Source organism: Burkholderia sp. Ac-20353 (assembly GCF_017104785.1).
Lineage (GTDB): Bacteria > Pseudomonadota > Gammaproteobacteria > Burkholderiales > Burkholderiaceae > Burkholderia.
The window spans coordinates 52,673-73,768 of the sequence record NZ_JAAGPL010000007.1 but is presented as its reverse complement, the minus strand read 5'-3'; the positions used below and the strand labels follow the sequence as shown (position 1 = coordinate 73,768).

The 21,096-nt window shown below is 65.3% G+C and carries 20 protein-coding genes and 1 pseudogene; 11 read left to right on the top strand and 10 right to left on the bottom strand.

Features of this window, described 5'->3' with window-relative positions; genetic code table 11:
• Positions 1 to 4: 4 nt before the first annotated feature.
• The 7 genes and pseudogenes from G3N94_RS03440 to G3N94_RS42895 all read right to left on the bottom strand — a co-directional run bounded on the left by G3N94_RS03440 (position 5) and on the right by G3N94_RS42895 (position 7,616).
• On the bottom strand, positions 5 to 2,257 hold the full coding sequence (locus G3N94_RS03440) for a ParB/Srx family N-terminal domain-containing protein (protein ID WP_205790687.1): 2,253 nt from the start codon (positions 2,255 to 2,257) through the stop codon (positions 5 to 7).
• Between the two features lie 129 nt (positions 2,258 to 2,386).
• On the bottom strand, positions 2,387 to 3,220 hold the full coding sequence (locus tag G3N94_RS03435; protein ID WP_205790746.1) for a DUF932 domain-containing protein: 834 nt from the start codon (positions 3,218 to 3,220) through the stop codon (positions 2,387 to 2,389).
• A gap of 548 nt (positions 3,221 to 3,768) precedes the next feature.
• Complete coding sequence (locus tag G3N94_RS42160; protein ID WP_241021547.1) at positions 3,769 to 4,131, bottom strand: transcriptional regulator; 363 nt, start codon at positions 4,129 to 4,131, stop codon at positions 3,769 to 3,771.
• A gap of 7 nt (positions 4,132 to 4,138) precedes the next feature.
• A pseudogene (locus G3N94_RS42155) lies at positions 4,139 to 4,424 on the bottom strand (type II toxin-antitoxin system HigB family toxin); the annotation flags it as partial.
• 29 nt (positions 4,425 to 4,453) lie between these two features.
• Positions 4,454 to 6,301: an ABC transporter ATP-binding protein gene (locus tag G3N94_RS03425; RefSeq protein WP_205790686.1), complete on the bottom strand. Its 1,848-nt coding sequence runs from the start codon at positions 6,299 to 6,301 to the stop codon at positions 4,454 to 4,456.
• Positions 6,302 to 6,477: 176 nt separating this feature from the next.
• Positions 6,478 to 7,497 (bottom strand): alpha/beta hydrolase, encoded by a 1,020-nt coding sequence (locus G3N94_RS03420; RefSeq protein ID WP_205790685.1) that lies wholly within the window; start codon positions 7,495 to 7,497, stop codon positions 6,478 to 6,480.
• Positions 7,494 to 7,616 carry a hypothetical protein gene (locus tag G3N94_RS42895; RefSeq protein ID WP_277398500.1) on the bottom strand — a complete coding sequence of 41 codons (123 nt, stop codon included), beginning with the start codon at positions 7,614 to 7,616 and terminating at the stop codon, positions 7,494 to 7,496. Before G3N94_RS42895 ends, G3N94_RS03420 begins: the two co-directional genes overlap by 4 nt.
• A 112-nt stretch (positions 7,617 to 7,728) precedes the next feature.
• Between G3N94_RS42895 and G3N94_RS03415 the strand changes: the two genes are divergently transcribed.
• Complete coding sequence (locus G3N94_RS03415; RefSeq protein ID WP_205790684.1) at positions 7,729 to 8,325, top strand: TetR/AcrR family transcriptional regulator; 597 nt, start codon at positions 7,729 to 7,731, stop codon at positions 8,323 to 8,325.
• 203 nt (positions 8,326 to 8,528) lie between these two features.
• Positions 8,529 to 9,881 carry a helix-turn-helix domain-containing protein gene (locus G3N94_RS03410; RefSeq protein WP_205790683.1) on the top strand — a complete coding sequence of 451 codons (1,353 nt, stop codon included), beginning with the start codon at positions 8,529 to 8,531 and terminating at the stop codon, positions 9,879 to 9,881.
• 35 nt (positions 9,882 to 9,916) lie between these two features.
• On the opposite strand, the gene G3N94_RS03405 is transcribed toward G3N94_RS03410, so the two are convergent.
• Entirely contained in the window at positions 9,917 to 10,252 is a 336-nt protein-coding gene (locus tag G3N94_RS03405) for a hypothetical protein (protein ID WP_205790682.1), read from the bottom strand.
• 225 nt (positions 10,253 to 10,477) lie between these two features.
• The gene (locus G3N94_RS03400) at positions 10,478 to 10,921 is read right to left on the bottom strand and encodes a hypothetical protein (RefSeq protein ID WP_205790681.1); all 444 of its coding nucleotides are present in this window, start codon (positions 10,919 to 10,921) and stop codon (positions 10,478 to 10,480) included.
• A gap of 253 nt (positions 10,922 to 11,174) precedes the next feature.
• Here G3N94_RS03400 and G3N94_RS03395 point away from each other — a divergent pair, with 253 nt between their 5' ends.
• Positions 11,175 to 11,834: an HAD-IA family hydrolase gene (locus G3N94_RS03395; RefSeq protein ID WP_205790680.1), complete on the top strand. Its 660-nt coding sequence runs from the start codon at positions 11,175 to 11,177 to the stop codon at positions 11,832 to 11,834.
• Positions 11,835 to 12,086: 252 nt separating this feature from the next.
• Entirely contained in the window at positions 12,087 to 12,521 is a 435-nt protein-coding gene (locus G3N94_RS03390; RefSeq protein ID WP_205790679.1) for a hypothetical protein, read from the top strand.
• Between the two features lie 184 nt (positions 12,522 to 12,705).
• Here the strand turns inward: G3N94_RS03390 and G3N94_RS03385 are convergent, their stop codons facing one another.
• Positions 12,706 to 13,260 carry a TetR/AcrR family transcriptional regulator gene (locus G3N94_RS03385; protein ID WP_205790745.1) on the bottom strand — a complete coding sequence of 185 codons (555 nt, stop codon included), beginning with the start codon at positions 13,258 to 13,260 and terminating at the stop codon, positions 12,706 to 12,708.
• 118 nt (positions 13,261 to 13,378) lie between these two features.
• Here G3N94_RS03385 and G3N94_RS03380 point away from each other — a divergent pair, with 118 nt between their 5' ends.
• The 7 genes from G3N94_RS03380 to G3N94_RS03350 all read left to right on the top strand — a co-directional run bounded on the left by G3N94_RS03380 (position 13,379) and on the right by G3N94_RS03350 (position 21,086).
• A complete protein-coding gene (locus G3N94_RS03380) occupies positions 13,379 to 14,002 on the top strand; it encodes a DJ-1/PfpI family protein (protein WP_205790678.1) in 624 nt (207 codons plus the stop codon).
• A gap of 234 nt (positions 14,003 to 14,236) precedes the next feature.
• Positions 14,237 to 15,196 (top strand): LysR family transcriptional regulator, encoded by a 960-nt coding sequence (locus tag G3N94_RS03375; RefSeq protein WP_205790677.1) that lies wholly within the window; start codon positions 14,237 to 14,239, stop codon positions 15,194 to 15,196.
• A 191-nt stretch (positions 15,197 to 15,387) separates the two neighbouring features.
• Positions 15,388 to 15,876: a hydroxyquinol 1,2-dioxygenase gene (locus G3N94_RS03370; protein ID WP_205790676.1), complete on the top strand. Its 489-nt coding sequence runs from the start codon at positions 15,388 to 15,390 to the stop codon at positions 15,874 to 15,876.
• 52 nt (positions 15,877 to 15,928) lie between these two features.
• On the top strand, positions 15,929 to 16,924 hold the full coding sequence (locus tag G3N94_RS03365) for a hydroxyquinol 1,2-dioxygenase (RefSeq protein ID WP_205790675.1): 996 nt from the start codon (positions 15,929 to 15,931) through the stop codon (positions 16,922 to 16,924).
• Between the two features lie 136 nt (positions 16,925 to 17,060).
• Positions 17,061 to 18,524, top strand: a complete 1,464-nt coding sequence (locus G3N94_RS03360; protein ID WP_205790674.1) for an aldehyde dehydrogenase family protein — start codon at positions 17,061 to 17,063, stop codon at positions 18,522 to 18,524.
• 23 nt (positions 18,525 to 18,547) lie between these two features.
• Entirely contained in the window at positions 18,548 to 19,606 is a 1,059-nt protein-coding gene (locus tag G3N94_RS03355) for a maleylacetate reductase (RefSeq protein ID WP_205790673.1), read from the top strand.
• 190 nt (positions 19,607 to 19,796) lie between these two features.
• A complete protein-coding gene (locus G3N94_RS03350) occupies positions 19,797 to 21,086 on the top strand; it encodes an ABC transporter substrate-binding protein (RefSeq protein WP_241021546.1) in 1,290 nt (429 codons plus the stop codon).
• Positions 21,087 to 21,096 lie beyond the last annotated feature (10 nt).

The following is a 21,096-nucleotide window of genomic DNA, read 5'->3' as shown; positions in this document are numbered from 1 at the left end:
AAGATTATGCGTCGTGTGAGTCAGCTTGCTCCGTATTGAGCGTGGCGGAAGTCGGGAAGGGCCACGGTGGCGGTTCGCTGCGGGTAGTAGACGGCGCTTGCGCATCAAGAGGGGCGTTGTTGACGTGCTCGTTGCCGTCGCTTGAATTCGGTTCGGCATTCTCGTCATCCGGCGTGCCCTCGCCATCGTTCTCGGCGTTGGCGTCGTCCTCATCGTCGTCGTCGCGGACAGCCCACGAGGGCGTCGCCGGAATCTGGCGACTGGTGAGGATTTCCGGGACCCATGCGACTTTGGCGAGGCGCAGTTCGGCGGCGGCAGCAGCGTCGGCTTTTTTCATCATCGCAAGGTCGGCGGCAACTTTCGGGGACACCGCACCGGACACGACTTCCGCGATGCGGGCCTTGCTGACATAATCAAAATACGTGGTCCGGGTCGGAGTCCAGTACCGTGTCATGTCAAGGTTCAGTGTGTCCGCGAGTGCGTTGATCGCATGCGGCTTTTCGTCGCTTGCGATGCCGTCGAGCAGCGTGCCGGTACAGAATGCAAGCAGGTCGAGCAGGGTCGTGTGCACATCCTGCCTGATCAACCACGGCAGCAGATCGGCCCGTTTCACCGGCAGTTGCGCGATCCAGCGCGTGCGCTGCGTCTCGATGGCGTTCCACGTCGGGCTGACTGGCAGGTCGTCTGCAGCGCTCAGCAGGGTATCGTGATTGTTTTTGCCGGACAGCGCCAGATAGTCCGGTGCGGACGAATAGCCATAGTGCTCGGGCAGCGCCTGCGGGATCAGGTGTCTCAGCAGGGCCGCGAGAGCGACGGAGGGCTGGGCGACCAGTTCCGCGTGGATGGCGGCGGTGCGGTGCGCGGTCAGCCGCTGACAGAGCTTCGCGCTGTGGACGGGCTTGATCTTCGATGCCGACGTGCCCGACGTGCCCGACGTGCCCGACGTGTCCGGGGCTTCGGCGTCAGGTGTGCCGGTCACGGTCGCGCCTGCCGCGTCGAGTGCTGCGCTGTTCTCGCAGCGCACGAGACCGCGCTCGATGATCAGTTCGCCCTGCGGGCCGACGAGCACGAACGCGCCAGCCTCGGTCATCTGCGGCGCCTCCCACACCGCAGCGCGGCTTTCGAGTGCGCGGATCGCGGTGCTGACCTGCTCGATTTCGGCGTCAAGGCGTTCAGCGTCCGCGTAGGCATCTTCATCGTCCTCAGGCAGCGCGTCGAGCCTGTCGGTCAGTTCGTCCCGCTGCGCGGTGAGCGCATCGATTTCATGCTGCTCGTCGTCGGTGTACGGACGCTGGATCGGGCGCAGCCTGCCGTAACGGTTCAGTTCGAGCACGTCGCGCTCGACGCGTGTTTCGATCCAGCCCCAACCCTCGGATCGCACATCCTCGGCGGCCGCGTCGAGCTTGTGTGCGACGAGGTGCTGCAACAGGTCGGCGTCGGCAATATAGCCAGCATTCTCATCGTCGCTGAAGAGATCCCGACGCACATAGCCGCCTGCTGCCTCGTAGGCGGCCAGACCAACGAAGCGCACGTGACGACTGCGGCTCGCGTCAATTTCGGCGTGTGTGATCGCCTGCCGCAGATAGTGCGGTTGACGCTGCCACTCGTTTGCCTCGAACCACAGATGCTCTTGCGTGTCGTGGTCATCCGCGAGGGCGAGCGCGGCCAGTTGGTCGAGCGTGATTGCGTCCTCGCGCAGCAGCGTGAGTAGTTTGGGCGACACGTTGGCGAGCTTCATGCGCCGTTTGACGGTGATGGGCGAGGCGGAAAAGAGCGCGGCGATGTAATCGACGCTGCGGCCTTCGTCGGCCAGCATCCGGTAGGCGCGCAGCACGTCGAACGGATCGAGGCCTTCGCGCTCGCTGTTCTCGATCAGCGAAATGGCGAGTGCTTCGCCTTCGCTGACGATGCGCACTGGCACCGGATAGTCGGCGGCGATATGCTTTTGCTCGAACAACAGATCGAGCGCGGCTTCGCGACGCTGGCCCGCGCAGACGCCATATTTGCGCTGCTTGCCGCGCGAGCCCTTGATCTCGTGGACCACGAGGTTTTGCAGCAACCCTTTCGCACGGATATTGGCGGCAAGTCCCGGAATTCCCGAAAGGGATTTCGTGCGGGCGTTCAGCGGCGAGCGCCGCAGGCTGGAATACGGCACGTTCACGATCGGCTGCTCGTTGCCGAAGTTCGTTTCGAGTGCGGTTGCGGATTCGACGGTGTCAACGTCGGTGGTGACGGTTTCGACAGTTTGGGCTTGCATGATCGACTCCAGAAAGTTGGAAAGAAAATGCCTGGCCGGTGCGGTAGACATGCGCCGGGACGTGACCCGACAGGCGTCGTGGCGCATAGCCGAGTGCCGGGGCGGCGTCGCTGCGCCGCCCCCGGGGCGTTACGCCTTCATCTGGCGCATCGCGTCCGCGAGCATCCACAGGGTGCGGTTAAGCTTCACGTTCTGGTCGATGCCGGTGATCGGACGCGTGGACATCGCGCGGCCCGAGCGCGCGCGTCCGTGCAGGCCGCCCTTGGTGAGGTTTTCCTGTACGCGATTAAAGACGGTCCAGAGGTCATCGCGGCGATCCTCGAAGCGACGTGGGGCCAGCAACTGGGTCCCCGTGATGGGCGCGGGGGCTTCGGCATCGGTCGGGTCGTAGCGCAGCGCGAGCGCGGAGCGCGCGAATGCCTGCTGTTCGTCGTGCTGGAGCGTGACGGTGCGCATGCCGTCCTTCTGCTCGCGGATCAGGTCGAAGCCGTCGAGCACGTCGAACGCGCCGTCGATCACGTTCTGGACGATGTTGCCCTTGTGCGGCAAGCGGATATCGGCGATGTTCTCGCCCGCGACCATGCCGTTCTGGCAGACAAACCGGAATGTGCCCGCGAGCATCTGATAACTGCTCGTGCCATCGTGCGAGTTCAGCAGCACGATTTCGTCGGCTTCGTCGCCTGTGATCTGGTCGGCATGCCGAAGCCGGAGCATATGCTTGGTGAATTCGCGCTTGCCGGAATCGCGCACGCGGGTCTGACAGACCATGAACGGCTGGAAGCCTTCCTTGCGCAGGCCGCGCAGCACATCGATGGTCGGAATGTAGGTGTAGCGCTCCGAGCGGCTTTCGTGCTTGCAGTCCGCGAAGATGGAGGGGGCAACGCGGTGAATCTGTTCGTCCGACAGGGGCGAGTCAGCGCGCAGCATCGGGGCGCTGTAATGAAAGGAGGAAGCGAGTCGCATGACAGTCTCCACAGTCAAGGTTGAGGACCTGAACCGGGCGAGGGGAGGCGCCTTGCCGTTGCGGCTGGACATCTCCCGGTGGAACTCGGGGTTGGCTTTGCTACCGCCAGGCTCCCGGGTTACCGCCCGTGCGACTCAAGGAGCCGACAGCGGGCAGGCGTCAAGGAAAAAGGCGAGGGAGGGGTGCGGGCAACTCGGTCCCTCGCCCCTTGATGCCTGCCCGCTGTCGGCTACGGTCGCGGGTCAAGGGCGGGAACCCGGGAGTCGGGTGCATGCCAAGTCTCGGGGTGATCGAGTGGGGTGCTGTGCAGCGTGGCCGTGCCGGCCACGCGTGGCGACTATTTCAAACGTCTAGCCGTTTAGGAGCTTGATAAACTTGTCAAGCTCTGCCTTGCGCATCTTCAGGTCATGGGCGCTAAGGGCCACTCAGCTTCGGGCAACTCGATCAGCCGAGCCCTGTAGTGTGGTCCCATCCGGACTCAGACAACCGGTCTCGCACGGATCGATTCTCGGCAGCCATATGTCAGTATCCGGCCGCATGGTTCGGGTTATGCGGTACCAATCAACACATCAGCCGGAATATGCAGCCCGGTATGCAGCCGGCGGATCATCGTCAGGCTCAACGCACGGCGGCCATTCAGAACCTCGTACACGCGCTTGCTGTTTCCGATGTAAGGCTGCATGTCGGGGACCGACAGGCCGGCCTGTTCCATCCGAAACTTGATCGCCTCGATTGGGCTCGGCGCACGCAGTGGGAAATGATCGGCCTCGTAGCGCTCGATCAGGATCGACAGAATGTCCAGTTGATCGCCTTCGGGCGTGCCTGGCGCAGGATCTGCATCGACGAGCGCAGACACCACCTTCAGCGTGGCCTTGTAGTCTGACTCGGTTCGGATCGGGTGAATGTTCATTTCGTGACTCCATTTCCACAGTTGCTGCGTCTACCTTGTTGTATTCGGCATGTGTTCCAACGAACTTCACGTAGACTACGCTGGTTTGGTACGCGACGGCGACGATCAATCGGAAGGCATTGCCCTTGATGTTGAACACCACTCTGTTTCGGCACACGAAACTCGCAAACGCGTACTGATCCTTGATGTCATGGTGTTTTCCACGTCGCCTTCGACGCTTGTGCGTACCACGCCAACAGCGCTTGCCCGGCTTGAGACTTGATCGGGGGCAGTATGCGCCATTCCCGAACAATGTCAGCCTATTGCGGTCTGCCGTGCATTCCTACCCACGTATCGCTTCTGCGGTTTCCCCGAGAAACCCGCCGCTCTGATGTGCCCACAGCGCCGCATAAATGCCACCCGCCTGCAGCAGCTGCTGGTGCGTGCCTTCCTCGACGATCCGGCCTTCGTCGAGCACGATCAGCCGGTCCATCGCGGCGATCGTCGACAGCCGGTGCGCGATCGCGATCACCGTCTTGCCGCCCATCAGCGTGCCGAGGCTGTGCTGGATCGCGGCTTCGACCTCGGAGTCGAGCGCGCTCGTCGCCTCGTCGAGCACGAGGATCGGCGCGTCCTTCAGCATCACGCGCGCGATCGCGACGCGCTGGCGCTGGCCGCCCGACAGCTTCACGCCGCGCTCGCCGACCTCGACGTCGTAGCCGTTGCGCCCGTGACGGTCGCTCAGGCGTTCGATGAAATCCGCGGCCTCGGCCCGCGCCGCTGCGTCGTGCAGTTCCGCTTCGCTCGCGTCGGGCCGCCCGTACAGGATGTTCTCGCGCATCGTGCGATGCAGCAACGACGTGTCCTGCGTGACCATGCCGATCGCGCCGCGCAAGCTGTCCTGCGTGACATGTGCGATGTCCTGCCCGTCGATGCGGATGTGGCCGCCGCCGACGTCGTAGAAGCGCAGCAGCAGGTTGACGAGCGTCGACTTGCCCGCGCCGGAACGGCCGATCAGGCCGATGCGCTCGCCGGGCCGGATCACGAGGTTCAGGCCGTCGAACACCGGCTTCGCGTTCTCCTCATGCGAGAAGCGCACGTTGTCGAACAGGATCTCGCCGCGGCGCACTGCGAGCGGCTGCGCGTCGCGCGCATCGACGACGCTGCGTACTTTGGTCAACGTATGAATGCCGTCCTGGATCGTGCCGAGGTTCTCGAACAACCCGGTTACCTCCCACATCACCCATTGCGAATAACTGGACAGCCGCAGCGCCATCGCGGTCACGGCCGCGACCACGCCGGCGCTCGCTTCGCCGTGCATCCACAGGTACAGCGCGAGCCCGGTCGCGCCGATCAGCAGCGCGGTCGTCATCAGGTGATTGACGATCTCGAACGCGCTGACGAGTCGCATCTGCGCATAGCCGGTCGCCTTGAATGCCTCCATCGCACGCCGCGCGTGGTCGGCCTCGCGCCGCGTGTGCGCGAACAGCTTCACGGTCGCGATGTTGGAATACGCGTCGGTGATCCGGCCTGTCATCAGCGCGCGCGCATCGGCCTGTTCACTGCCGACCGCGCCGAGGCGCGGCACGAAATACCAGCAGGCGGCGGCATAGCCGATCGCCCATACGGCGAACGGAATCATCAGCCGCCATTCGAAGCTTGCCGCGAGCAGCAGGATGCCGATCAGGTAGGCGACCACGCCGACGAGCACGTCCACCGTCATGAACAGCGCGTCGCGCACCGCCAGCGCGGTTTGCATGATCTTGGTGGTCACGCGGCCCGCGAACTCGTTCGCGTAGAACGACATGCTCTGGTCGAGCATCAGCCGGTGAAACAGCCAGCGCAGCCGCATCGGGAAATTGATCGCGAGCGCCTGGTGCTTCATCATCGTGTGCACGCTGATCAGCAGCCCGCTGCCGGCGAGGATGCCCGCGTACGCGAGCAGCGTGCCGAGATGGCGGGCGCCGAAATCGGCTGGCGATCCCGACTGCAGCCAGTCGACGACGTGCCCCATCATCGCGAACAGCGCTGCCTCGTAGGCGGCGAGCGCGGCCGACGTCAGCGCGATCAGCAGCACCCAGCGGCGCGCGCCTTGCGTGCACGCCCAGATGAACGAGAAGAACCCCTTCGGTGGCGTGGCGGGATCATCGAGTGGAAAGGTCGGCAGGTGCCGTTCGAACCACGAGAACATCAGTGCATCTCCTTGACGTGTCCCCGGCATGCCTGCCGGGCCGCGAGTGGGAAAGGCCGCCGGCGCGCTGCAACGTGCGGTGATACGCCGGAGGAAAGCAGGTTACCGCAGACGGGCTTTGTTTTCAGTGAGGTTGGCCGCGGTGCGAGCGGACGAAGCCGAACGAAGCCGTATGCTCAATGCGACCTGATCCAGTTGGCGATCAGGTCGAGCGCGCCCGGTTCGTACGCGTGACGCCCGAGACAGATGAACAGGTACTTCTTCCATGCCGGCCATTCCGATTCGAGCTGGTAGTCGAACCAGCGCTCGCGCAGCAGTGCGTGGGTTGCGTCGCGCACGATCACGATGTGCCGGCCGTCGCGCTGTGCGAACGCGCGGCTGTATGCGTTCGCGTCGTCGACGGGATCGACGTTGCGATCCCACGCGCCCCACACGGCGAGCACGGGGCCCTGCATCGACGCGAGTGCGCGTGACGCGTCTTCCGCGTAATTGCGCGCGACGAAGCCGAAGCGGCGCGGCTCGATGTCGGGGCGATCGCGCGGATCGGCCGGCCGATCCGCGCGGCCGAAAATCGTATCGTTCGCTTTCAGTTCGGCCGCGATCTGCGCGTCGATCCGCTCAGGCGCGACGCGCTGCGCTTCCAGGCGCTGCCGGGTCAGGTAAACGCCCTGCGTGCGCCAGTTCACGGCGCCGCCGACGATTACCGAAAACGCGGGCCGCACCTCGTTCGCGACGCGCGGGATCACCCAGCCGCCCTGCGAGAAGCCGAGCAGGCCGATCCGGCGCGTGGGGCCGACGGCGGCGCGCACGCGCGACATCGCGGCGATCGCCTCGACCGCGCGATCGTGCATCGATTGCGCGAGCCAGTCGCCGCGGCTCTGGCCGATGCCCGGCTTGTCCCACGTGAAGACGCCGATGCCCGCATCGAGCAGGCTGTTGATCAGCGGCAGGTATGCGTCTTCGGAAAACCGGTCACGTGGCCCGTCGCCGTGGATGAGCAGCGCGATCGGCGCATCGGGCTCGCGTGCCGGCAGCACCAGCGTGCCGACGACGTCGGCGGTGCCGGAGCGAAACGTCAGCGTCGTCACGTGCGCGTCCTTCAGCTCGAAATCGGACAGACCGCGCAGCGCGAACGCGCCGAGCGCGAGCAGCGCCGTCAGCACGGCGGCGACGGAGATGCGGACGATGCGTTTCACGCGAAGGCTCCAACCGGATTCGACAGGTCGGGCAGCTCGCCCGCAGCAGCCAGCATGGCGACATTGAGAATCCAGAGGCCGCAAAGGCGGCATCGTTTCCTTGTACCGATGACGGTCATGTTCGTGTTCTTCCTCGGAAGGCCGGCTTGACGCGTGTCGGCCGCTGTTTAATAATTGATCGAGTAGTCAGTCTATTAAAGATTCGAATCAACGTCCAGCACGGAGTTCACATTGAGAAAGGTCGATCCGGAGAAAGTGGAAGCGAAGCGGCGTCAGATTCTGGACGCCGCGATCGAATGCTTTACGCGCACCGGCTTTCATGGGACGTCGACGGCAGCCATCTGCGCGGCTGCGGGCATGAGCCCCGGCAACCTGTTCCATTACTTTCCGACCAAGGCGTCGATGATCGAGGCGATCGCGCGGGAGGATCAGCGCGCGATGGCCGAACTGTTCGCGAAATGGTCGGACACCGAGGATGCCGTGACCGCGATCGAGGAGATCGCGCTCGAGCTGATGACGCTCGCGAGCGATCCCGTCTATGCGCGCATCGGCATCGAGATCGCGGCCGAGGCGACGCGCAATCCCGATGTCGCGGCACTGTTCGCCGAAAACGAAGGGCAGGTGAAGGGGCGGATGATCGCGCTGATCAAGCGCGGCATCGCGCAACGGCGCATCGACCGGACGCTGAAGCCGGATCTCGTCGCGACCTGGCTGATTGCGCTCGGGGAGGGGGCCGTCGGGCGCGTGGTGTTCGATCCGGGCTTCAATGCGAAAACGCATGAGCCGATGCTTCGACGGATCATCAAGGGGATGCTGCAACCGCAGTGAAGCGTCAGGGCGGGACGACGCGCGAGTGGCACGTCCATGCCGGTCGAATAGTCGCATTGCCGCATCCTGTATATCCCGTATGCGTTACGGCACCTTCCCGCGCAGCCGGTTATCGGCATATCATTGGCTCGCGCGAAATCGTCCCGTTCCGGGATTCGCATGTTTCGCAGACGAATAAAATTAAACCGAGGGCCGCCTGTCGAATGACTACCATAAGCGAATCGCCAGTAAGAACGCATCGCTTTCACAGTAGCGATCCGGACGAAGTTTCCGATTTCATCGAGAAGATTTACGCGGACAACCGTTTTCGTGCGCAGCACGCGGCGAACCGGAACGTGAATATGGGCGGCCAGGAATGGAGCGGGATCGGCATTTACGATGTCGATTACGAAATGCCGTTCCATTTTCATTCTGAACAGCCGCGCCCCAACTATCTGTTCCTGTCGTGCAATCGCGGCGGCTCGACATACTCGACCGCGAATACGGTCGCGCAATGCACGACAGGCGACGTGATGCCGATTTCGTCGACCGGCAATTCGATGTGCATGACGAAACCCGAGGGTTTCGGCCATCTGTCGGTGATCCTTGACGCGGGCGATCTGAACGCGTTCGTTGCGCAGTGGATCGGACGGCCGCTCGTGGATCCGATCCGGTTCGACCTGAAACCGCTCGCGGCCGACGTGGCCGTGCAGTGGAACGCTGCCGCGGACTGCCTGCGCCGGATGATGCTGATGTCGCCGCTCCCCGACGTGGCCGCGCGGGCATTGTACGAGCACATGATGAAATTCGTCGTGACCGGCCACGGCAGCAACTACAGCGCGCTGATCGCGAACGACCACTATGCGCCGGAGTATGTCGCGCGCGCCGCGATCGCGATGATCGACACCGACCCGATGCGCTGGAAGACGCTTGGCACGGTCGCGCACGCGCTCGGTTGTGCGACCGGCGCGCTCGAGAACGCGATCCGCCGGCTGACCGGCAAGCATTCGGAGCACGTGTTCGTCGAAGCGCGTCTTCGCGGCGTCCATCTCGCGCTTGCGACGGGCGACGGCCGGAGCTTTGTCGGCACACTGCGCGCGTACGGTTTCGCGCTGTCGAATCGCTTCGTTTACACGTACCGTCAGCGCTTCGGTGAGGCGCCGAGCGCAACGTACCGGCGCAACCCGAATGCGCACGACGCGAGCCAGGACGTCCGCGAACTCGCGGACGCGCTGTGCGATACGTCGATCAACCGCTTCATCGACGAATCGATGGGTAAGCCGATCAGCCTCGCGGATCTCGCACGGTACGTCGGGCTCGGCGAGCACGCGACGATCGCCGCGTTCAAGGAGCAGTTCTCGCGCACGCCGATGCAGTATGTGATCGAGCGGCGTCTCGAACGCGCGCGTTGGCTGCTGTGTCAGACGTCGGCCAGCATCCTGTCGATTGCGCTCGACTGTGGATTCGGCAGCCAGAGCTACCTGACGACGCTGATCAAACGGCAATATGGCGTGACGCCCCGGCAGCTACGCCTGTCGAACCTCAATTCGCCGACCGGTACGGCCACGAGCCGATGAAGGGCGTATGCGGCGCACACTGAAACAATTTTGTGTCAGTTATCCTCAGCAATATCCCAGTACTGACCGTTCCAGTATATGTAGTACGCGTGGTCGGCATCGAGCGTGTAGGTGATCACGCGCCCGCTTCTCGTTCCATTTGCGGTGGACATCGACACCGTGTACGTGCTGCAGGCGGGGTCCCCGATGTCCATCCGTTCACCCGGTTGCAAGACGATCTTGTTCGAGCCGGATTTTCCTGACCCGTCGCGACACGACACCACGAAGTTGTGCCTGGCGCCCGGGTCGTTTCTGATCGAGAAGTCCCTGGCGATGGCCGATGTCGCGAGGAACGATGAAGCGGCAAGCAGGAATAGGGCGATGTTTTTCATTGTTGTGGGTCCGAAGGGTTCGTGCAAGCGGGAATCGCCGGCACGACGTGTCACTGGCTCACGCATGAGCATAGGGAAAGCCGTGGCGAAAATTTTCCACGATTTTTCGCGAAGAAATTGAAACTCGCCCGGCCGGTGGGTGGAATCGGTGCAAGTCGCGTCGAATGGACGTTTGATCGTTGACTTTCGGCCGTCCGCGTTGCGTCACGCCTACCGGTTGCCTGTTCAATCGGTACGTCTGGCCTGCGACCACGCGAAACATTGCGCCAGCTGAGCGGGCGCGCCGATTTTTCTTGCCCACTTGACGATCATGGGCACCTCGGCTTCTTCCGCATCCCCGCCCCATACATCTTCGAAGTGTTTTCGGCCTTGCGATTCGTTGAAGAAGAACACGCCGATATCCGCGACGGGTGTCGCCGCCTCTACTGCGCTCCAGTTGCCGGCGCCAAAAAACCGCAAGACCTCGACCTGCTGAGTTCGCACCCGGGTTCCGAAGACCTTGGAGACCAGCGTCGCATATTCGGCGCGCCTGGCATCCGTCAGTGTGGTATCGATGCCGTCGCACTTCTGCGCAAAGCTTTCGGGGCTGAGCGCAAGCAAAGCGAGCGCAATCGAAACGCTGCTCGCGATTGATCTCGCCACGTGTGTTCCTGTTTCCCACTTCCCCATCGCGACCCATCTCCCAACCGTATCTGCGAGGCGTGCTGTGTCTCGCGCGATGTATCCTTCGGTCGATCATAGCGGCCGTTTCAACCGAAAAATTTCAGGAAATTCTTCGCGAATTTTGAAGTTTTTTTGCGCCGGACCGGATCGCGAGGCCCGAACGGCCGATTCCGCGTATGCTTCAACCGCAAAGACGCACCGGAGCCCGAGGACGCGCGATGCGCCCGGCCCGGCAACGTAAATCATCAAGGGCCCTTGAATGCAAATCCGCGCAGTCATTTTCGATTTCGACCTGACCTTGGCGGATTCGTCCGCAGGCATCATCGACTGCACGCAGCACGCGTTGCGTGAACTCGGCTACGACGCCGCGGCGAGCGAGCAGATTCACGCGGTGATCGGCCTGCCGCTGCAGGCGATGTTCCGTACGCTGACCGGCGACGACAGCGCGGAACAGGCCGACGCGTTCGCCCGCGGCTTCGTGGCGCGGGCCGATGTCGTGATGGTTGCGTCGACGACGATCTATCCGGAGGTCCCGCGACTGCTCGCGCGGCTGCATGAACTGGAGACGGCCGTCGCGATCGTGTCGACCAAGTTTCGTTACCGGATCGAGGCGATCCTCGACGTGGCCGGGTTGCGGGAACGGATCGACGTGATCGTCGGCGGCGAGGACGTGCAATGCCACAAGCCGGATCCGGAAGGGCTCGCGCTCGCGCTGGCGCGCCTCGAGATCCCGCCGTCCGCGGCGCTTTACGTCGGCGATCATGCGGTCGATGCGCAGGCTGCCGAGCGCGCCGGCACGCATTTCGTCGGCGCGGTGAGCGGCGCGACGTCGTTCGATGCGTGGTCGAGCGCCGGCAAGGCGGCGGTCAGGCGCGACCTTGGCGAGCTTGCAGAGTGGGTGCGGCAGCGGCGGTTTTGATGACCGCCCGCTCTGACACGGCATTCTCGGCTACCGGTCCGTGCGACGCAACTGAAACCATGGGCACGACGAAGCGTGGTCGGACCGTGTCACATGCACAATCTGTTACCAGAATGGATGAGGCAACGTTTATGCCGATGCTATGCTTTGCCGCAAGCTCGTTGAAACGAATGCGGCCGACGGCGGCCAGTTCAGCGGGTGATAGCGAAGCGAGAGCATCGAATCGGTTTGAGAACAAGGAACAATACGGGTATGTGGAAGAAGATCGCTCCTACAATCGTCATCGCCGCGCTGGCCGGCGCGACCACGCTGCCGGCGGCAGCTAGCGACTTGAACAATGCGCTTGGCGGCGCGCTCGGCGGCGCGGCTGGCGCGGCGGTTGGCGGCGCGGTGGGTGGCAACACTGGCTCGGTCATCGGCGGCGCAATCGGTGGCGGCGCTGGCGGTGCAGTGACGGCGAACCGTCACGAGCGCACCGGCGCAATCATTGGCGGCGCGCTCGGTGGTGGCGCGGGCACTGCGGCGGGCAATGCGATGGGTGGCCGCACGGGCGGCGTTCTCGGAGCGGCAGTCGGTGGCGGTGCAGGCGCAGCGCTCGGCGGCAACCTGCAGCGCAACTCGCGCAATGATGGCTACGATCGCGACTCGCGTCACCGGAAGCACCGCCATCACCGTCACGATGACTGATGGCGCTGGCCCATGAATCTCGGCACTCGGCACGCATCTCGCGTGCCGAGTGCGTTTACGGGTCGACATCGCGTGAAAAGGCGGCAGTCAGGCGCGACCTTGGTGAGCTTGCCGAGTGGGTGCGGCAGCGCCGGTTTTGACGATCACCAGATCGCGATGGCAGCCGGTTCCGCGCGTCGCACGATCATCGCACGGGAGTCGAATCCGCGGCGCCCGCATGCAACAGCGTCAGTGCGTCCCGAACGAGATGCGCAAAACCGGCCGGCTGATGCCGGTCGCCGGACTGTTGGCCGCCGATCAGGCACAGGTGCGCGAGCCGGCCGACCAGCGCGGCCTTCACCGGATCGTTGATTCTCGCGCGGCAAACCGACATCGCAAACGACAGCCGGGTGTCGTCGACGCGGCGCTGGAATTCGGCCACCAGCGGATCGCGGCGCGCCCACGCGCGGATCGCGACTTCCCGTTCGGGCCGCTTTTCCGCGGCGATCGTCATGTAGCGCGCGAGCACGTCTTCCAGCCCGGCGCCTTGCGCTGCGTATGCGAGCATCCGCGCCGTATAGTCGAATTCCCATTGCGCGAGCATCGCGCGGACGTAGTCGGCCCGACTGCGGAAGTGATGATAGAACGATCCGCGCGTCACGTTCAGCCGTCGCGCCAGCTTCTCTGCAGACACCGCTGCATATCCGTCGCGATCCAGCGCATCGAATCCGGCGGCAATCCAGTCGTCACGTGTCAACATGGGCTTCATCCCGATAACGTACAGGATGTGTATGGTATCGCCTGCGTCTCTAGACTGCGGTTTCCTTTGAACTTCCCCCCGTTCGCCGGCCACCGGCGATCACAAATGGAGCCGCCCCATGAAGACCATCGCGCTTGTCGCGTTTGACCATTTCACCGACATCGACCTGTTCCTGATGTGGGACATCCTCGGCCGCAACCGGCACGACTGGAACGTCCGGATCCTCGGCATGAAGCACGAACTCGTATCGGCGCACGGCTTGCGCGTCGACACGCACGGGCCGCTTGCCGACGCCAATCGCGCGGACGTCGTGCTGTTCTCGAGCGGCAAGGAGGGCGTGCCGGCCGCGATCGCGGACGATGCGTTTCTTGGTGCGTTTCGGCTGGATCCGAGCCGTCAGCTGATCGGTTCGATTTGCGCCGGCGCGTTCATTCTCGACGCGCTCGGCTTGCTGCCCGAGCGACGGGCCACGACGCATCCGGAAGCGCGCACCGCGTTGCGCGCCGCCGGCGTCGAACCCGACGACAGGCCGTTTGTCAGCCACGGAAATGTCGCAACGGCCGGCGGCTGTCTGGCCGCGACGTATCTGGTGGGCTGGTGCGTGGAGCGCCTGTTCGGTGCGGAGAAGCGTTGGCAGACGTTGAGGCCGGTACTTCCTGCCGGGCAGTACGACGTGTACGAGCAGTTGATCGCGGCGAGCATAGCGCAAGGTATCGGCGGCGGCGGCGCGGTGGCGGTTTGAGCGACCGTGTCAAAAGGGGCGCCAATCGACGGTAGCGCGTCGATGTCGCGCATCGTCCCGCAAGCGTTGTCGACATCGTCCGGCAGCCCAAGCATGATCCATGCCTCCGGCGTTCCGCGTCGCCGCAAGGCCGCCGGCGCCGTCGGGGCCGCGGTCCCACGCATCCATCGAACTCCACTACACTCGCCGTTAACCGGTCCGCCTCGACGCGGTGCCGCAAAAACAGGAGACGCTGTGGATCTGTTCCAGTCGATGGAAGCCTTCGTTCGCGCGGCCGAAGCGCAAAGCTTCGCCAGCGCCGCGCGCCAGCTCGGCGTCGCGAAATCGGTCGTCACCGCGCGCGTCAAGCAGCTCGAGGAACATTTCGGTGTGCCGCTGTTCCATCGATCGACGCGGGCGGTGCGCCTGTCGGAGCTCGGCGAATCGTATTACCGCGAGTGCAGCGAGCTCGTGAACAAGGTGCACGAACTGTCGGCGCGCTCGTCGAACGACCCGCAGGCGCTTGCGGGCACGCTGCACGTGCACGTGCTGCCGGGCTTCGCGCTCGGCCATTTCTCGCGCGTGCTGACCGATTTCCGCGAAGCGTATCCGCGCATCGAGTTCGTCGTGACGGTGAACGACCGCGTGATCGATCCGGTGCAGGAGGGCTTCGATCTTGCGCTGCAGATCTACCCTGCAGCGTCCAACCTGCTGATCGAGCGGCGGCTGTTTCCGGTGCGCGGCACGTTGTGCGCGGCGCCCGACTACCTGAAGGAGGAGCCGCCCGTCGAAACCCCGCTCGACCTGCTGCGCCACGATTTCGCGTGCTATTCGTACTACCCGTGGGGTGACCGCTGGCCGCTGATGCGCGGCAACGAGTGTTTCGAGATCGCGCTGTCGCCGGTGCTGAAGACCAACAGCGTGCATCTGCTGCTCGAGTTCGCGCGCGCGGGCGCTGGCATCGCGTACCTGCCGACGATGGTTGCCGCGCCCGACCTGCTCGAACAGCGGCTCACGCGCGTGCTGCCCGACTATGCGGCGCCGCCGCTGTGGCTGTCGGCCGTGTACCCGGCCTCGCATCGGTCGACGACGAAAGTCAAGGTGTTCGTCGATTTCCTGCGCACGCGCTATGCGCGCGAACCGCAGTGGGACAAGGCGCTCGGCATCGCAACGGGCGAGGACGAGCCGGGCAGCGTCGACGACGAACTCGCGTAGCGCGGGCGGCGGCAGCGCGGTGCGAGCGGGCACCCGCGCGCCATTCCTCTGAGTTTAAGTAGTTTCCCTAGCCGCCTATCGGCGCACGCGACGTTCGCGAAACCCGAACCTCGGACCATTGCCGCGACCGGCTGCCTCCGCCTAATCTTCATGCCAACGGACACCAACGTTCAACGGACATGGAGACAGCAATGCAGCTCACGCGACTCGGCAGCCTCGACGATTACCGGAAGGGCTCCATCGAAATCATCAGCGGCCGGCCCGAACACTACGCGATGTCGAACGTGTTCGAGGTGGCGAGCCGCTCGGCGCCGTACGAGAAGGTCGTCGTCGGCAAGAACCTCAAGTACGTGATCGAAACGCTGCGCGCGGAGGGCGCGTCGCCGTGGTTTGCCGCGTCGCACGACGAGTTCGCGATCGCGCTCGATGGCGAGATCACCGTGCACTTCATCAAGCCTGCGGCCGCGCCGGTGCAGCCGGACATCGAGGGCACCGTGCGGCTCGACGCAGAACCGCAGGGCGTCAGCATGGGCTACGTGCGGCTGCGCCGCGGCCACCAGGTGCTGCTGCCGGCGGGCGCCGCGTACCGCTTCGAGGCCACGAAGCCCGGCGTGCTGCTGCAGCAGACGATCCTCGGTTCGTGCTCGGTCGAGAAGTGGGCCGACATCTGCATCCATTGACATGCGGCACGCCGTTTCCGCCGCCGCCCAACGATTTCGACAGGAGCCCGTCATGCAATCCGCACCGCACCAGCAACACGTCACCGCGACCGACCCGGATTCGGTCACCGGCTATCGCACGTTCCGTCTCGGCGATTTCGAGTTCACCCGCGATGCGTACTTCGTCACCGTCAAGTGGCCGTCGAAAGGCCAGCAGCGTTCGCACCAGATGCATGCCGACGACTTCCTGCGCGCGATGATGCGCGACGTCGCGTGGGGCTTCTTCTACGGTTGGGTGAACTTCGACGACGTGATCGGCACGCGCAACCATTACGGCCGCGTCGACATGTATGCGGGCGCGTACAACGCGAGCTTTCGCGAAGCGGGCGCCGACTACAGCGAACAGTTCGACACGCCGCTGATCATGGCGACCTTCAAGGCGATCCTGAAGGACTGGGTCAACGAAGGCTTCGATCCGTTCGCAGCACCCGAGGAAACCGGCTCCGCGTTCGGCCCGAAGCATGGCGACAACGTCGGCGCGATCGAGCGCACGCGCATCGCGACGAAGCGGATGCCGGGCCTCGAAGGCGACTCGCCGCTGCGCGACGACCTGCCGGTGAACCGCCAGTTCGTCGACGTCGAGCAGGACGAGCCGGAAGTGCACGCGGCGCCCGGCTTCGAGCACGAGCTGCATGCGTTCAACCTGTTCAAGTACCTGTCGCGCTCGGACGTCACGTGGAACCCGTCGGTGACGTCGGTGTGCAAGCAGAGCCTGTTCTGCCCGACCACCGAGGAATTCGTGCTGCCGGTGTTCCATGGCAACGACCGCGTCGAATGGTTCCTGCAGCTGTCCGACCAGATCATCTGGGACGTCGCGGACAAGGACACCGGCGAGCCGCGCGCGCGGATCACGATGAACGCGGGCGACATCGCCGCGATGCCGGCCGACATCCGCCACAAGGGCTACTCGCAGAAGCGCTCGATGCTGCTGGTGTGGGAGAACGCGACGCCCGACCTGCCGAAACGCTACGAGAGCGGCGAGCTGCCGCCTTACCCCGTCCAGATGTGACGTGTGCGGCGCATCGCGCCGCGCTCACCGGACGACTGAACCCCTGGTGTTGCAGCGCACGGTGCCGGACCGCCGGCACCGCAGGCGAAGTGTTGCCTGCGAATGTGCGCCAGCACCGCTCGAATGCAGGACTGACATGCAAACCGAACTCTTCATCAATGGCCGTTTCGTGCCCGCTGCGAGCGGCGAGACGCTGCCGACGCTGAACCCGCACGACAACTCGGTGATCGCCAACGTCGCGATGGCGGGCCACACCGACGTCGATCGCGCGGTCGACGCCGCGCAGGCCGCGTTTCCCGCGTGGAGCCGGCTCGCGGCGATGGAGCGCGGCCGGCTGCTGCTCAAGCTCGCCGATGCGATCGACGCGAATGCCGACCGGCTCGCACGGCTTGAATCGCTCGACACGGGCCACCCGATCCGCGACACGCGCAATCTCGACGTGCCGCGCACGGCGGCGACGTTCCGCTATTTCGGCGGGATGGCCGACAAGTTCGAAGGCTCGGTGATTCCGGTCGAGCAGGGCTTCCTGAACTACCTGCTGCGCGAACCGGTCGGCGTCGTCGGCCAGGTCGTGCCGTGGAATTTCCCGCTGATGTTCACGAGCTGGAAGATGGCGCCCGCGCTCGCGGCCGGCAACTGCGTCGTGATGAAGCCGGCCGAGCTGACGCCGCTGTCGAGCCTCGCGATCGCGGAGCTGATGGCCGAGGTCGGCTTTCCGGACGGCACCGTCAACGTGCTGCCGGGGTTCGGTCAGGTCGCCGGCCAATACATTGCCGAGCACCCGGGCGTCGGCAAGGTCGCGTTCACGGGTTCGACGGCGGTGGGTCGCAAGATCGTGCAGGCGTCGAGCGGCAACCTGAAGAAGGTGCAGCTCGAGCTCGGCGGCAAGGGCGCGAACGTCGTGTTCGGCGACGCGAATATCGACGCGGTCGTGCAGGGCTCCGCGTTCGGCATCTTCCACAACCAGGGGCAGGCGTGTATCGCCGCGTCGCGGCTGATCGTGCACGAATCGGTCGCCGACGAGCTGCTGGAGAAATTCACCGCGCTCGCGCGTTCGATCAGGCTCGGCGATCCGCTCGATCCGGCCACCGAAATGGGCCCGCTGACGTCGCGCCAGCATCGCGACCGCGTGCTCGCATATGTCGACGTCGCGCGCGGCGAGGGCGGCCGCGTGCTCTCCGGCGGCAAGGCACCCGACGCGGCCGCGCTCGCGAACGGCTGCTACGTCGAGCCGACGATCGTCGCCGCGAAGCCGACCGACCGCGTCGCGCAGGAGGAGGTGTTCGGGCCGTTCGTGACGGTCACGACGTTCCGCACCGACGACGAAGCGCTCGCGATCGCGAACGGCACCGAGTACGGTCTCGGCGCAGGCTTGTGGACCCGCGACCTGCAGCGCGCGCACCTGTTCGCGCGCAACCTGAAGAGCGGGATGGTGTGGATCAACTGCTACAAGCGCGTGAGCCCGGCGTCGCCGTTCGGCGGCGTCGGCGCGAGCGGCTACGGCCGCGAGATGGGCTTCGACGTGATGCGCGAGTACACGCAGGCGAAATCGGTGTGGGTGAACGTCGACGCGCAGATCCCGCCGTACTATCCGCGTTGAGTCCATTGATGGAGCACACGGCGATGCAATCGTTCATCTACAACGGCCTGCCGTCGCGGGTCATCTTCGGTGCCGGCAGCCTCGCGCAGCTGCCGCAGGAAATCGAGCGGCTCGGCGCGACGCGCGCGATCGTGCTGTCCACGCCGCCGCAGCGCGCGGAGGCCGAGGCGCTCGCGCAGCGGCTCGGCGAGCGCGCGGCCGGCGTGTTCTCGGAAGCCGTGATGCATGTGCCGATCGAGACCGCGCGGGCGGCGCGCGAGTATGCGGCGCAGGTCGGCGCGGATTGCGCGATCGCGATCGGCGGCGGCTCGACGACGGGGCTCGGCAAGGCGATCGCGCTCGATTCGGGTCTGCCGATCGTCGCGGTGCCGACCACCTACGCGGGCTCGGAGATGACGCCGATCTACGGGCTGACCGAAGCGGGCGTGAAGAAGACCGGCCGCGACCCGCGCGTGCTGCCGAAGACGGTGATCTACGACCCGGAGCTGACGCTGTCGCTGCCGGTGCCGATGTCGGTGACGAGCGGGATCAACGCGATCGCGCATGCGGCGGAAGGGCTGTATGCGCAGGACGCGAACCCGATCGTGAGCCTGATGGCGCAGGAGGGCATCCGAGCAGTGGCCGCCGGCCTGCCGCGCATCGTCGCCGATGCACGCGACCTCGACGCGCGCTCGGATGCGCTGTACGGCGCGTGGCTGTGCGGCACGGTGCTTGGCAGTGTCGGAATGGCGCTGCACCACAAGCTGTGCCACACGCTCGGCGGCACGCTGAACCTGCCGCATGCGGAGACGCACACGATCGTGCTGCCGCATGCGCTCGCGTACAACCGCGACGCGGCGCCCGACGCGATGCGGCGCATCGCGGCCGCGCTCGGCGCCGACGATGCGGCGCAGGGCGTGTTCGATCTCGCGCAGTCGAGCGGTGCGCCGCTCGCGCTGAAGGACCTCGGGATGCGGGATACGGATATCGACACGGTGCTCGACCTCGCGTTGCAGAACCCGTACTGGAACCCCCGTCCGCTCGAGCGCGCGCCTTTGCGTGCGCTGCTCGAAGCGGCTTACGACGGGCGCCGGCCCGGGTAGGCGCACGCGCATGCGCTGAGACACTACGCAACCAAGAAAACACAACCGATGCAACGCAACTAACGGTCTGTCGCAACCGCCGACCGCCCGACCGCGCACCGGATTCCCGGCGCGCGGTGCAGATTCGCGGCCAACCGCAACAGACGACCGGCGCCAGACCGGTCGGGACATTCAGGTTCGGGAGACGACAATGAAACGCCCACCCCACGACGGCATGCGCCGCCGTTTGATCACGCTCGCCGGCAGCGGCCTGCTGCTCGCCGCGGCACCTTCGTTCACCCCGTTGGCGCGCGCGGCCGGCACGCGCACGCTGAAGATCGGCTACGTATCTCCGCAGACGGGCCCACTGGCGCCGTTCGGCGAAGCGGACCGCTTCACGATCCAGCAGATGCAGGCCGCGCTGAAGAACGGCATCGCGATCGGCGGCAAGACGTTTCCCGTCTCGATCCTCGTGAAGGACAGCCAGTCGAACCCTAACCGCGCGGGCGAGGTCGCGAGCGACCTGATCCTGAAGGACAAGGTCGACATCATGCTGGTGTCCGGCACACCGGAAACCGCGAACCCCGTGTGCGACGCGTGCGAGCTGAACGAGACGCCGTGCGTGTCGACGGTCGTGCCGTGGCAGCCGTGGTTCTTCGGGCGCAAGGGTGACCCGAAGAAGGGCTTTCGCTTCACGTATCACTTCTTCTGGGGGCTCGAGGACGTGATCGCCGTCTACACGGGCATGTGGCAGGCGGTGCAGACCAACAAGGCGGTCGGCGGCCTGTTCCCGAACGACGGCGACGGCAACGCGTGGGGCGACCCGAAGCTCGGCTTTCCGCCGGTGCTCGCGCAGAAGGGCTTCACGCTGAAGGACCCCGGCCGCTTCCAGAGCATGACACAGGACTTCTCCGCGCAGATCGCCGCGTTCCGGCAGGCGAACACGCAGATCGTCACCGGCGTCGTGATTCCGCCCGACGCGAAGAACTTCCTCGTGCAGGCGCGCCAGCAGGGCTTCCGGCCGAAGGTGATCTCGATCGGCAAGGCGCTGCTGTTCCCGACGTCGATCGAGGCGCTCGGCGATCTCGGCAACGGGCTGTCGACCGAAGTGTGGTGGTCGCCGTCGCATCCGTTCAAGTCGTCGCTGACCGGGCAGCCGGCGCGCGCGCTCGCCGACGCGTACGAGCAGTCGACCGGCAAGCAGTGGACGCAGCCGATCGGGTTCGCACATGCGCTGTTCGAGATCGCCGTCGATGCGCTCAAGCGCGCGAAAGATCTCGATTCGAACGAGTCGGTGCGCGACGCGCTCGCGGCGACGAAGCTCGACACCGTGGTCGGCCGCGTCGCGTGGGGCAGCGGCCCCGTGAAGAATGTCGCGAAGACGCCGCTCGTCGGCGGCCAGTGGGTGAAGGGCACGAAGCACCGCTTCGACCTCGCGATCGTCAACAACCAGCTCGCGCCGGCCGTGCCGCTCACGGGCCCGCTGAAACTGATCGGCTGACGGGGGCGCG

Bases quoted from the DNA above. Each gene is read 5' to 3' on its own strand.
- G3N94_RS42160 (WP_241021547.1), bottom strand. From the start codon at position 4,131: ATGAACATTCACCCGATCCGAACCGAGTCAGACTACAAGGCCACGCTG.
- G3N94_RS03440 (WP_205790687.1), bottom strand. From the start codon at position 2,257: ATGCAAGCCCAAACTGTCGAAACCGTCACCACCGACGTTGACACCGTC.
- G3N94_RS03380 (WP_205790678.1), top strand. From the start codon at position 13,379: ATGAAGACCATCGCGCTTGTCGCGTTTGACCATTTCACCGACATCGAC.
- G3N94_RS03400 (WP_205790681.1), bottom strand. From the start codon at position 10,921: ATGGGGAAGTGGGAAACAGGAACACACGTGGCGAGATCAATCGCGAGC.
- G3N94_RS03355 (WP_205790673.1), top strand. From the start codon at position 18,548: ATGCAATCGTTCATCTACAACGGCCTGCCGTCGCGGGTCATCTTCGGT.
- G3N94_RS03395 (WP_205790680.1), top strand. From the start codon at position 11,175: ATGCAAATCCGCGCAGTCATTTTCGATTTCGACCTGACCTTGGCGGAT.
- G3N94_RS03365 (WP_205790675.1), top strand. From the start codon at position 15,929: ATGCAATCCGCACCGCACCAGCAACACGTCACCGCGACCGACCCGGAT.
- G3N94_RS03425 (WP_205790686.1), bottom strand. From the start codon at position 6,301: ATGTTCTCGTGGTTCGAACGGCACCTGCCGACCTTTCCACTCGATGAT.
- G3N94_RS03360 (WP_205790674.1), top strand. From the start codon at position 17,061: ATGCAAACCGAACTCTTCATCAATGGCCGTTTCGTGCCCGCTGCGAGC.
- G3N94_RS03390 (WP_205790679.1), top strand. From the start codon at position 12,087: ATGTGGAAGAAGATCGCTCCTACAATCGTCATCGCCGCGCTGGCCGGC.
- G3N94_RS42895 (WP_277398500.1), bottom strand. From the start codon at position 7,616: ATGACCGTCATCGGTACAAGGAAACGATGCCGCCTTTGCGGCCTCTGG.
- G3N94_RS03370 (WP_205790676.1), top strand. From the start codon at position 15,388: ATGCAGCTCACGCGACTCGGCAGCCTCGACGATTACCGGAAGGGCTCC.
- G3N94_RS03350 (WP_241021546.1), top strand. From the start codon at position 19,797: ATGAAACGCCCACCCCACGACGGCATGCGCCGCCGTTTGATCACGCTC.
- G3N94_RS03405 (WP_205790682.1), bottom strand. From the start codon at position 10,252: ATGAAAAACATCGCCCTATTCCTGCTTGCCGCTTCATCGTTCCTCGCG.
- G3N94_RS03435 (WP_205790746.1), bottom strand. From the start codon at position 3,220: ATGCGACTCGCTTCCTCCTTTCATTACAGCGCCCCGATGCTGCGCGCT.
- G3N94_RS03385 (WP_205790745.1), bottom strand. From the start codon at position 13,260: ATGTTGACACGTGACGACTGGATTGCCGCCGGATTCGATGCGCTGGAT.
- G3N94_RS03410 (WP_205790683.1), top strand. From the start codon at position 8,529: ATGACTACCATAAGCGAATCGCCAGTAAGAACGCATCGCTTTCACAGT.